The 11926-nt window shown below is 38.7% G+C and carries 12 protein-coding genes; 7 read left to right on the top strand and 5 right to left on the bottom strand.

Annotation, left to right across the window (positions count from 1 at the left end; all coding sequences use genetic code 11):
* The first annotated feature begins 41 nt into the window (after positions 1-41).
* From I5J82_RS01370 to I5J82_RS01385, 4 genes are all read left to right on the top strand, one after another.
* Positions 42-485, top strand: coding sequence for a helix-turn-helix transcriptional regulator (locus I5J82_RS01370; RefSeq protein WP_198766333.1), 444 nt, complete (start codon positions 42-44; stop codon positions 483-485).
* A 100-nt stretch (positions 486-585) separates the two neighbouring features.
* Positions 586-2334 (top strand): metallophosphoesterase family protein, encoded by a 1749-nt coding sequence (locus tag I5J82_RS01375; RefSeq protein ID WP_198766334.1) that lies wholly within the window; start codon positions 586-588, stop codon positions 2332-2334.
* A gap of 194 nt (positions 2335-2528) precedes the next feature.
* Positions 2529-2969 carry a chemotaxis protein CheW gene (locus I5J82_RS01380; protein ID WP_198766335.1) on the top strand — a complete coding sequence of 147 codons (441 nt, stop codon included), beginning with the start codon at positions 2529-2531 and terminating at the stop codon, positions 2967-2969.
* Between the two features lie 10 nt (positions 2970-2979).
* Positions 2980-4668 carry a methyl-accepting chemotaxis protein gene (locus I5J82_RS01385; RefSeq protein WP_198766336.1) on the top strand — a complete coding sequence of 563 codons (1689 nt, stop codon included), beginning with the start codon at positions 2980-2982 and terminating at the stop codon, positions 4666-4668.
* Positions 4669-5024: 356 nt separating this feature from the next.
* On the opposite strand, the gene I5J82_RS01390 is transcribed toward I5J82_RS01385, so the two are convergent.
* The 3 genes from I5J82_RS01390 to I5J82_RS01400 all read right to left on the bottom strand — a co-directional run bounded on the left by I5J82_RS01390 (position 5025) and on the right by I5J82_RS01400 (position 7007).
* Positions 5025-5255 carry a hypothetical protein gene (locus I5J82_RS01390; protein WP_233096374.1) on the bottom strand — a complete coding sequence of 77 codons (231 nt, stop codon included), beginning with the start codon at positions 5253-5255 and terminating at the stop codon, positions 5025-5027.
* Positions 5252-5572, bottom strand: coding sequence for a YbjQ family protein (locus tag I5J82_RS01395; RefSeq protein ID WP_066391660.1), 321 nt, complete (start codon positions 5570-5572; stop codon positions 5252-5254). Before I5J82_RS01395 ends, I5J82_RS01390 begins: the two co-directional genes overlap by 4 nt.
* 64 nt (positions 5573-5636) lie before the next feature.
* Positions 5637-7007, bottom strand: coding sequence for an FAD-binding oxidoreductase (locus tag I5J82_RS01400; protein WP_198768871.1), 1371 nt, complete (start codon positions 7005-7007; stop codon positions 5637-5639).
* 244 nt (positions 7008-7251) lie between these two features.
* Between I5J82_RS01400 and I5J82_RS01405 the strand changes: the two genes are divergently transcribed.
* Positions 7252-7701 carry a BsuPI-related putative proteinase inhibitor gene (locus I5J82_RS01405; protein ID WP_198766337.1) on the top strand — a complete coding sequence of 150 codons (450 nt, stop codon included), beginning with the start codon at positions 7252-7254 and terminating at the stop codon, positions 7699-7701.
* A 253-nt stretch (positions 7702-7954) separates the two neighbouring features.
* Entirely contained in the window at positions 7955-10099 is a 2145-nt protein-coding gene (locus I5J82_RS01410) for an ATP-dependent Clp protease ATP-binding subunit (RefSeq protein ID WP_198766338.1), read from the top strand.
* A 194-nt stretch (positions 10100-10293) separates the two neighbouring features.
* Here I5J82_RS01410 and I5J82_RS20235 read toward each other — a convergent pair whose 3' ends face one another.
* The gene (locus I5J82_RS20235; protein WP_229754327.1) at positions 10294-10383 is read right to left on the bottom strand and encodes a putative holin-like toxin; all 90 of its coding nucleotides are present in this window, start codon (positions 10381-10383) and stop codon (positions 10294-10296) included.
* A 410-nt stretch (positions 10384-10793) separates the two neighbouring features.
* Here I5J82_RS20235 and I5J82_RS01420 point away from each other — a divergent pair, with 410 nt between their 5' ends.
* Positions 10794-11423 (top strand): hypothetical protein, encoded by a 630-nt coding sequence (locus I5J82_RS01420; protein WP_233096375.1) that lies wholly within the window; start codon positions 10794-10796, stop codon positions 11421-11423.
* 290 nt (positions 11424-11713) lie between these two features.
* Here I5J82_RS01420 and I5J82_RS01425 read toward each other — a convergent pair whose 3' ends face one another.
* Positions 11714-11902, bottom strand: a complete 189-nt coding sequence (locus I5J82_RS01425; protein ID WP_198766340.1) for a hypothetical protein — start codon at positions 11900-11902, stop codon at positions 11714-11716.
* Positions 11903-11926 lie beyond the last annotated feature (24 nt).

Below are 11926 nucleotides of genomic sequence, written 5' to 3' on the forward strand. Positions count from 1 at the left end.
TGTAAAATGTTCCTAAAAGAATAAAAGGAGAATTTCTGATTATGACGCAAGACGAAATTGTAGATTTGTTAACAGGCAAAATCAAACTTGTTCGAACTGAACTTGGATATACACAAGACAAGATGGCCGATATATTAGGTATTTCAAAGAAAACGCTAGTACAGATCGAAAAAGAAAGAATCAAAGCGAGCTGGACTGTAATCGTTGCTATGTGTGCATTATTTCGAAATTCTGACATTCTTAATCATGCGCTTGGTGGAAATCCGCTTGATGTTATGGAACTAGTCGTCCATGAGTATGTAGCGAGATCTAAAGAAAAAACATGGGGTGGACATGTCTGGTGGAAAGAGATAGATTCACTTAAAGGCTACCGGCTTCAGCAGAATGTAATCAGTCAGCATTTCCGAATTCTTGATCAAAATGATTATCGGGTATATAGTTCCTTTGAAGAAAATGAAGCAAGAAAGAGATTGAAAGAGATATAGTAAAATAATTTATTCATAAAATGTTTAATGTGCTGTTACATGAAATTTACGTTGTGCTGTTACTTTCAAGATGCAAGTTATTTTGAAGGGAGAGTTACACATGAATTGGAGAACGAAGCTAACAGCACTTGTTATTTCGGGTGCTTTAACGATACCTGCTGGCCAAGCACATGCCTTCTTGTCTGGTATAGACAAACAAGATGGTGGGATTGGAAACACTGAAAATTATTTGGATCATGTACCTAATTTGGCACTAGATCCAAAAGTAGATAATGTTATTTATCCACTTATGTCAACTCCGGCAATAAAAAAGAACGGATCAGATCTGACGATTAAGGTGGATACTAAAGATAAAGAACCTGCAGGATGGGAAGTTTCTTTAAATCCAACTGAAGCAGCGAATATTGATGGAACATTTACTCTTCCTGTAAAAAATGTGCAAAAAGGATCTTCTTATTGGAAGGACAGCTCTTCTATTTATGAAGTTACGGTACAAATTCCAGATGAGGTTCCAGAAGAGTTATTTGATCTGCAAGTTTCTTATACTGGGAATGGAACGCGTATTACAGATGATGAACCAAACTCGGTAAAGGTAGTTAAAGAGTTCAAGAAAGAATTTAAGTTTATGCATCTAACGGATATTCATGTTGGCTCTCCACGTAATATTGCAGACCCTGCTAATATTACTGAAGCTGGATTGTGGCACCCAGATCGAACGAAACGTTGGTTATATCTCCAAAAAACGATTAAACAAGTGAATTTGTTAAAACCAGATTTTGTGGTGATGACTGGTGATTTAATGTATGGTCAGATGAATCCGAAAGAATATATCTATGAATATGAAGAAACATACCGCATGCTGAAGCAGTTTGATGTTCCTGTGTATATCGTCCCAGGGAACCATGATTATTATGCACAAGATGCTACACTAACTGATGGTGCTAAGTATTGGGAACAATATTTCGGTCCCCAGTATTTCTCATTTGATTATGGACCATATGCTCACATGATCGGATACAACTCTTTTGATTGGCACAAGTTTGATAGACAAGGCCACGGATCCGTATCTGTTCCAACTTGGGGTGGACAAATACGTGATGAGCAGATGGAGTGGATTAAAAAAGATTTAGCAGATAACAAATCCAGTGCACAACCTGAACAAGTAAGGGGATTATTTTCTCACCATAATCCATTATGGCGTGATCGTGACATATGGCCGTCAACAGATCCGCATGTAAACGAGTATTGGAAAGAATACGATGCTAAGCATGATCCTCAGCATTTAACAACACTCATAAAAGGTGAGGCGCTCGGTATTAAATACGATCAGCAATGGCATGGTGAAGGATCTCATGAACTGATTGATATAATGAAGCAGAACAACGTTAATATATCTTTGCATGGACATACGCACATCGATAACATTACAGAGCAAGACGGTATTTTGTATTCCACGACTGCTTCTATTGAATTATCAGCTAAACCATGGGTAGGCTATCGTTTGTTTGAGAAGAATGCAGCTGATAATAAATTTAGTTCATACGTATATGAAGGTCCAGATCGATCCATGCCGGTTTATCAAAATGGGAATACGTCAGCTGGAGTTGTTTCATTTGAAAATAAGTTTCAACTGCCAAACGATGGATCTCAAGTTACCCAAACAGCTACAATTACGAATCGTTTAAATAAATCTTTGACCGTTAATATCCCATTCTATATGAAACAAGGCACCTACACGCCTTCTGTTGGTAAAGTAGTTGAAACACAATTATATGGTTCGAAACAGTTCGTAGAGGTGCAAGTAACCATTCCACCAAATACGGTAGAGAATGTAGAATTAAAAAGATAAGTAAGAAAAACACCTGAGCAGAAATTTGCTCAGGTGTTTTTTTATTGATGGTAGATAAGTTAAGAAACTCTATAAATGACTAGTAGTTTTATTATCATTTTGAGACTAAAACATTTGAAATTCTTAACCGATAAAAAGAAGAGGACTTATGTCTATAGTTTAATGAAGAAATACCTAGAAAAGGAGCAAGTGAGATGTCACTTAGCACTCAAACTTTAAAGATTGTTGTAATTACAGCTGGTGTTGAACAATATGGGCTGTCGATTGAACACGTGGCTTCAATTGAGCGCGTTCTGGAAATAACACCTATGCCAGAGATGCCTTCAGATGTATTAGGAATCATTCATTTAAGAGGGAAAGTTATTCCGATCATTGATTTTGGACAGCTGATCGGCAAAGGAAAGACTGAAATCATAGATCAAACTAGAATCGTTATTTTGCAGAACGAAGAAAGTTTTTTAGGACTTTTAACTGAAGCTGCAACCGATGTTATTGATATCGAAGTAGATTCCATACAATCACCAGGAAGTTTTCGTTCAAAAGAGGACTCGTTAATACAAGGAGTCTCTAAGCAGGATGATCACCTAATCATTGTGCTAAATTGTCCTGTTATTTTTAGAAACAGAAATTTATAAGAGGTGACGTATGAAACTGACGTTGAGAAAAAAGCTAGTAGGATCTTTTTTAACGATTGCCGTACTTTTTGCTGCAACTTGCGGTGTTTTCTTTTACTTTTTAAAAGATATGCAACATACATATAGTGAACTATTAGACAGAAGAACGGTAATCTATAACAATGCTAAAGAGATTGAACTTCAAGCGACCGTGCAAAATAATAGTGTTCGCGAGTACTTGCTCGAGCAATCGACTGAAAGCAAACAAAAGTTGACCGACGCAAATCAAAGGATTAATACACTCGTAAATGACACGATGAAACTGGTTAAAGTTAAAGCAGATAAAGATAGACTTGAGAAGATTTATTATCTAAACAATGATTACAAAACTGAATCAGACCGCGTTCTGCAAAATTCAATGAGTAACATGGAAGCTGCAAATGAATATGCGAAAAGCACTCTTTTTCCACTAGGCAGAGAAATGCGAGCTGTTACAGAAGAGATGGGTAAGAGGCAAGCAAATCTAATGGCTGAGGGCAGGGTAGTCGTTGCAGACGAAGAGAAGTTTGTTGTCTCTCTCATCACAATTTTAGGAATCGTTATTGTTGTGTCTGCAATTGTAATCGGTTACACGATTTCGCTCATGATCTCTAGACCTGTGGTGAGAATGTCCAAGATGCTAAATGATATTGCAGACGGTGATCTGACCATGGATCCGATCTCGGTAAAAAATAAAGATGAGATTGGTATGCTCGCGGATGGCATCAACCATATGGGAACAAACCTTGCAACCTTAATTAGACAAGTAAGAGCCACAGCAGAACAAGTGGCAGCATCTTCTGAAGAATTAACGGCTTCGGCTGAGCAAACGAGTATGGCAACAGAACAAATCGCAACAACGATTGGTGAAGTGGCAGGTGGATCTCAAGAACAAGTTCGAACAGTAGACGATATTGTTGAAGCCATGAACCAGCTTTCTGCAGGCATTCAACAGATTGCAGTTAGTATGCAGAACATGTCTGAAGCATCATCTCGTTCTATGCATGTAGCAGAAGGTGGCAATGATACGATTCAAAAAACGATCGGCCAAATGGATGCAATTCATACTTCTATGGACAGCACTTCTCAAGTTGTAAAGGATCTTGGTGAACAGTCTCAGGAAATTACAAATATTGTTGACGTGATCACGGATATTGCAGGTCAGACCAACTTGCTAGCACTGAATGCAGCGATCGAGGCAGCACGTGCAGGAGAACAAGGCAGAGGTTTTGCAGTAGTTGCAGATGAAGTTCGAAAGTTAGCAGAGCAATCTTCAGCGTCTGCATCTCAGATTGGTCAACTGATTACTAGCATTCAGGAACTTACTGAAAAAGCTGTTACCGCAATGAATAACGGTGCGATAGAAGTAAATGACGGTAGGGAACTCGTCTATCAATCAGGAGAAGCCTTTAAAAGTCTGTACGAAACAGTTGCAGAGGTTTCTAATCAAGTAAGCGATATCTCAGCCGCAACAGAGCAGATGACAGCTAGTACAGAACATGTCGTTGGCTCGATCGATGTGATCTCTTCGATGGCAGAAACAGCAGCTTCGTCCACGCAAGAAGTTTCTGCTTCTGCAGAAGAACAGCTAGCAAGCATGGAGGAGATCTCGTCTTCATCAAATGCACTTTCACAGCTGGCTGAAGAGATGAATGAAGCTATAAATAAATTTAAAGTGTAAAATTTGACGGAAAGTGAAGCCATCCAGCTAAAATGGGTGGCTTTTTTGTTTGAAATCAAGTTTTGGCTGAAGAATGATTATTTTTAAGGTAAAGTGCGTGATCTAAAAAGGTGTAGGAGTGCTTTATCGGTGGTAAGAGAGTAGTTTTAGGTGAAAAGCAGTAACCTCCAGGTGGTCATAGAGCATTTACCGGTGATCAATCATGATTTTCAGTTGGTAGTAGGTGATTTAGCGGCGAACGTGTAACAGAATATAAAACCACGTACTGTAAATTTCATAATATTCTTCTACTATAAATAAAAAGGCCAAACAAAAAAGCAGCTCTTCAAAAAGTGCTGCTTATTATACAAAATAATTTACTCTTCTTTATAAAACCGATCACCCGTATCTGGATTATAATAGACGCGTTCTCTTTTTCCTGAAGTAGGATCGATAGATATCTCATCTGTCCAAATATAGCCTGAGGGCACTTTTGTTTCACTTTTTTTGTATCGTTTATCAAAATAAAGCCAAGAGATGATGCCTAAGACAATTAAGAAGAGGATAGACAGAACCTGCCAGCCGATAAGGATGTTTATGATATTCATTGTTTTTCAATGACAACAACTGTTCCATAAGCAACAATCTCGCTCATATTATTGCCCATCTCACCAGAATCAAAGCGCATCATGATGATTGCGTTGCCACCCATCTCCGTAGCATTCTTAACCATACGGTCAACTGCTTGCTTACGGGCATCTTCAAGCATGCTCGTATACTCTTTGATCTCTCCGCCCATTATGCCTCGCAGTCCTGCCATAATGTCGCCTCCGATTCCACGAGCACGTACGACAACTCCAAAAGCAGAACCTTTTACTTCCTTCACATCATAGCCTTTTATATTCTCAGTGGTAACGACGATCATGAAAAACGCCTCCTTGGTTTGTGATAACTCTATTTACGAATCATACAAGCCTATCGTTTCATTTCTATATTATGATCTTACCTGGGTTTAAAATGTCGTTTGGATCCAATTGTTTTTTTATAGCTAACATGATGGGAAGTGTGTCAGCATGTTCTTTAGCCAAATATTTTGCTTTTCCGATTCCAATACCGTGCTCTCCTGTACAAGTACCGCCTTTTTGAAGAGCATAGTCCACTATACGAGTGTTCACCGTATCTGCTTTTTCGCGCTCTTCTATAATCGAGCTATCATACATCAAAATGGCATGAAAATTTCCATCCCCTACATGACCGAGCACTGCACCTGGAACACCCACCTCATCCATCGTTTTTCTCGCATGTACGATTGCTCCAGATAATTCAGAGAGTGGAAGGCAAACATCCGTGAACATCATTGATTTTCCAGGATAGCCATGTTTAAATGCATAAGCTAAATGGTGTCGGGCTTCCCAAAGCTTGGCACGAGCTTTTGAATCACGTTCCTCTACCCATTCTAGACCTCCAAAGCTCTCAAGCAACTCCTTAGTTAGTGCTGCTTCATATGTAACACTTGCTGGATTGCCTTGAAACTCTAGAAATAAGGTAGGTGCTTCCGTATACGCCGTATCACTATTGTGGTTCACTTGGACGATCGAACGTTCATCGACTAACTCCATCCTCGCGATTCCGGTGCCAGAGCCAAGAACCGCACTTGCTGCTTCAACTGCCGTTTGAACAGATGGAAATGTGCACCTTGCTGCAAGAACGGATTCAGGAATGCCGTATACTTTTAATGTAATCTCAGTAAAAACCCCGAGAGTACCTTCTGAGCCTACAAACATGGAGGTCAAGTGATAGCCGGCTGACGATTTAGCAGCCATTCCGCCAGTTTGGATGACTTTTCCATCAGCTAGTACTACTTGAAGATTTCTGACTTGGTCGCGCATGATTCCATATTTTACGCTTGTTGTTCCGCTTGCATTCGTAGCTGCCATCCCACCGATCGTAGCATCTGCTCCAGGATCGACTGGAAAGAACAAACCGAATTTTTTTAAGGCTAGGTTAAGCTGAGTACGTGTAACGCCAGGTTGTACTTTTACTAAAAAATCATCTGGACGAATCTCCAGTACTTCATTCATTTCTTGAAAGTTAAGAGAGATGCCACCTTTTATGGGTATACAGTGACCTTCAAGACTGGAACCGGCTCCGTAAGGCACGACAGGGATTTTGTTTTCATTTGCGAATTTTAATATAGAAGAAATTTCATCGGATGAATTAGGGTATACAACTACATCAGGAGAAACAGGGTGGTGATAAGATTCATCATGGCTATGCTGCCAAAGGATCGTTTCATTTTGTGTGGCACGTTTTTCAGAAGTTATTTTCTGCATTTCAAGCAAAAGGTCTGACTTTGTCATTTCCAAAGAAACACACTCCTTATACGTATGAGTTAACTTCTATTTTACATGAACGAAGCTAAAAATCCTTTTTTAACATGAAATTACGTATATATGCCCAAACTAACAAGTGAGGTGAAGAACGATGATAAAATGTAGGATAAACAAATGGCATGTTATACTGATCATATTATGTATTTCGATAGTCGCTACAGGCTGTGGAAACAACGACAGCCAAAACCAATCCGAGGGGAGAGAGCAACCGGTGATAGGTGATGGTAAAGAAGACACTAAGAACCAACAAAGTCCTAAGGATGGCAAAGAAGAGCGATCTGGACAAGATGGTCAGAACGGCATCGTTGCTGGGAACATGGAAGGCACGATTAAGGTTCAAGAACAGCAGAACGCAAAAGGTATATTATTTCGATATGAATTAAAAAATCAAACAGAAAAAGAAAAGGTGTTCCAATTTTCATCTAGTCAAAAATTTGATTATGTGATTAAAGACAAGAGTGATAAAATTGTTTACCAATACTCTAAAAACCATATGTTCATGCAGGTTCTTACTTCATTAAAATTGAAACAAGGAGATGTATTTAAGCAGGATATTTTAGTGAACAACCTTGAGCCAGGGTCTCATACACTTGAAGTATGGTTGACTCCAACCGGGGAAACAGAAGATTACAGACAAAAAATCACTTTTAATTGGAACTAATTTGGGGAAGAGATGAGTTAAGAGCTCATCTCTTTTTGTTATTTTTAACAGTCAAACAAAATACTTGAAAGTCAAAAAAGGTCAAAGTATAATATGATTAAAGGCGAAAGGTCAAAGAAAGTCAAAGTCAAACTTTTAATAATCTGACCAAGGCACCTTAATCATATAAGTTGCGTAACGAAATGCATACCGTTATAATCGCAAATACTTTATACAAATTTTCAAAAAAAAATCTTAATAGGGGGTTACAAGTATGCGTTGTGAACAATGTGAAGTTAATCCTGCTACGATTCAAATGAGTATCTCTATGAATAAGGAAAAGAAACAATTTGTGCTCTGCTCTAATTGTTACCATAAAGTAAAACAAGAAATGACTACTGGAGGGGGAATGAACATGAATTTTTCTTCTTTCGATGATATTTTTCAACAGATGATGAATGGTCAAGCATTTGCAGACCAAGCTAATAGTCATCAGCATCAACAAACTCAAAACGGAAAACGAGGCGGAGGCTTCTTAGATAAATTTGGCCGTAACTTAACAGATGCGGCAAAGGCAGGAATCATCGATCCGGTCATCGGGCGTGATCAAGAGGTGCGTCGTGTCATTGAAATATTGAATCGCCGTACAAAAAATAACCCGGTGTTAATAGGGGAGCCAGGTGTAGGTAAAACTGCAATAGCTGAAGGCTTAGCTACTAAAATTGTAGAAGGCAATGTTCCGGCAAAGCTTCTGAACAAAGAAGTCTACTTGTTAGATGTTGCTTCACTCGTTGCAGATACTGGTGTAAGAGGGCAGTTTGAAGAAAGAATGAAACAACTCATTGCCGAACTTCAAAAACGCAAGAACGTAATTCTCTTTGTGGACGAGGTTCATCAGATTGTAGGAGCAGGCTCTGCTGAAGGATCAATGGACGCAGGAAACATTTTAAAGCCAGCACTCGCTCGCGGTGAACTGCAGATGGTTGGTGCTACAACCCTTAAAGAATACCGCCAGATCGAAAAAGATGCAGCCCTAGAACGACGCTTCCAGCCTGTTATCGTTAACGAACCAACTACGGATGAAGCGTTTGAAATTCTTAAAGGACTTGCGACTCGGTATGAAGATTATCACCAAGTTAAATTTACAGAAGAAGCTTTAAAAGCTTGTGTTACTTTATCGCATCGTTATATTCAAGACAGATTTTTGCCAGATAAAGCAATCGATCTTATGGATGAAGCAGGTTCAAAGAGCAATCTTCAACATATTACGATCGAAAAATCATCTATTGAAGAGCGCCTAGAGGAACTCGTTAAAGAAAAAGAAAAAGCTGCAGCAGATGAAAACTATGAACTCGCAGCTAAGCTTCGACAAGAAGAATTATTACTCGATGAGAAACTTAAAACACAAGAAGAAGATAAAAAGGCAGCGATTGTTCAAGTAGAAGACATCCAACTTATCGTTGAACAGAAAACAGGAATTCCAGTTCGTAAACTACAAAGTGATGAACAGTCTAAAATGAAAGAGCTTGCTGCAAAACTTTCAGCTCAAGTAATCGGACAAGATGAAGCGGTGGAAAAGGTAGCAAAAGCAATCCGCAGAAGTCGCGCAGGAATAAAAGCGAAAAAACGTCCGATCGGTTCCTTCTTATTTGTAGGACCAACGGGTGTAGGTAAAACAGAATTAACGAAAACATTAGCTAAAGAAATCTTTGGTGATGAAGAAAGCATGATTCGTCTCGACATGAGTGAATACATGGAAAAGCATGCCGTATCCAAGTTGATCGGTTCTCCTCCAGGATATGTGGGTCATGAAGAGGCTGGACAATTGACAGAACAAATCCGCCGTAAGCCATACAGCATCTTGCTGCTTGATGAGATCGAAAAAGCTCATCCAGACGTACAGCACATGTTTCTTCAGATCATGGAAGACGGTAGACTGACTGACAGCCAAGGCCGTACAGTAAGTTTTAAAGATACTGTGATCATCATGACAAGTAATGCGGGTTCAGCTGTAAAACAGACAAAGAAACTTGGTTTTAATACAGAAGAGGTTGAAAAAGAGACGCAGATTTTAGACTCATTAGGCGGCTATTTCAAACCAGAGTTTCTTAACCGTTTTGATAGCATCGTACAATTCCAGTCTTTAAAAGAAGATCACCTTGTGAAGATTGTTGATTTGATGCTGGAAGAGCTTTCTGTTCAACTTGAAGAACAAAACATCTCGATCTCAGTAACTTCTGCAGCTAAACAAAAACTTGCTAAACTAGGTTATCACCCGGCTTTCGGAGCAAGACCACTTCGTCGTATCATTCAAGAACACATTGAAGATAAAATTGCAGATGTTCTCTTAGATGATGAGAATGTAGGAAAGCTAACAGTAAATGTTTCTGAAGGACAGATTGTTGTGAAAAAAGCGTAAGGCTAGTCAAGGGTTGCTATAAAGAAGGTTCGAAGCAACAGCTAAAACTAAAAACCTTGCTTGGAGACTATCTCCAGCAAGGTTTTTGTTTTACTATTGATAAATAGGGTCTTTTGAGCATTTAAATAAATTTATCCGAAAAAATAAGCCATGCCTCTGCATGGCAGAATGATAAGAAACAAAACTCTCTGTCTTTATGAATTATCTTTGGAGCGGATTATGGTAAGAACAAGCATTGAAAAACCAATCATGAGCGACATCGCTTCAAATACTGTCATCCCCATCCCTCCTTACAAATTAGGAGCAAGACTCGTACAGAAACTAGAGAAGGAAAAGTATTGTGTATTTACCATTTTATCCTGATTTATAAAATGAAACAAGAATCGGAAAGACTATTTCTAATTACTTTATTTAGGTAAATAGGATTATTTTACCAATATTATTTTGGAGCAGAAAACGAATTCATATTTAATTTTTGCCGGGGTGGACTAAAAGACCTATAAAAAAATCAATTATAAATACATCTAGATAACAGGTGTAGCCAGGAATATCGCGAAAAGAAATATAAACAGACACAGAACGTAAAGCAAGCATTTTTTTTTCATTCTTTTCATCCCCTTGTGTATATCAATGTATAAAAAAATGATATTCTTCATGACTATTATTCAAGGAAAATTTTAAGGAGGATTAATCGTTGGACACATCTTATGTTTGGTATGTAAGTTATGGATCTAATCTAATGGAGCATCGTTTTTTATGTTATATACTTGGCGATCAGCCAGAAGGTTCTACTCAACGGGAGAGAGGCTGCAGAAATCCAGCAATGCCTCTGAAGAACGGTAAAGCAGTTCTGCCATATCCCCTTTACTTTGCAAGAGAGCGAACAAAATGGGGAGAAGGTGGAGTTGCTTTTATCGGACATGAAAAAAACGAAGCATATGAGACGTATGGTAGAAAATATTTGGTCACTGTTGAGCAATTTTTAGATGTTACAGCTCAAGAAAACAGCTGTGATGAGATAGAAGCTGATTTGGAGGAGGTTATCAAAAAAGGACATATCCACTTTGGTCAAGGATGGTATAGTCGAATGGTCTATCTAGGTGAGGATCAAGGATATCCCATGGTTACTTTCACTTGCAACCTTGATATGCATGAACAGGATTTGAATCCACCACCAGCCACTTATCTCATTACGATTGCAAAAGGGCTTAGTCAGATAGGTCTATCTTGCGGTGAAGCGGTAAAATATTTTGCTCAAACCCCTGGAATTGCAGGTCGAATGAAGGATGATGAGATTGAAAATATAATTAAAATGTATTTTTAGCATGACAAAAGCAAGATAACTTGTCCAACCACCGGCTAATTTACCGATTAAAGGGTTGAACATAGGCCCAGCGGTATACGTCTAATGGAACTTACGAGATTTAGAAATCGATGAGATAATAAAGTCCCCTATACATATAGAGGTGCTTCCTTCAGAGAAGCACCTCTTTTTTTATTGATTTTTTCTTATCTAAAGGTTTTTTGTAATTTGGGCAGTAGTTAATTTCCATTCCATGCGACCGCTTTCTGTGGAGCAAGCGTTGAGCCACATTCTGTACGATTAATATTAAATTATGCATTCATTCTTATTTGTTTAATGGAGATGATCGTAGCAGAGCAATTGAATTGATCGGCGATCAGCTCCTTTACTTGTTTGTGGAGATTGGCTTTGCTGGGATAAATATTTAAAATCACGATGTTTCCTTCTGTAATTCTTTCCTCACCATGACTAAGCTGGAAATCCACTACAATTTTAGCCATCTTAATTCTCCTTTTCATTTATGT

Origin of the sequence: Fictibacillus halophilus (assembly GCF_016401385.1) — a bacterium.
Taxonomy (GTDB): domain Bacteria; phylum Bacillota; class Bacilli; order Bacillales; family Fictibacillaceae; genus Fictibacillus; species Fictibacillus halophilus.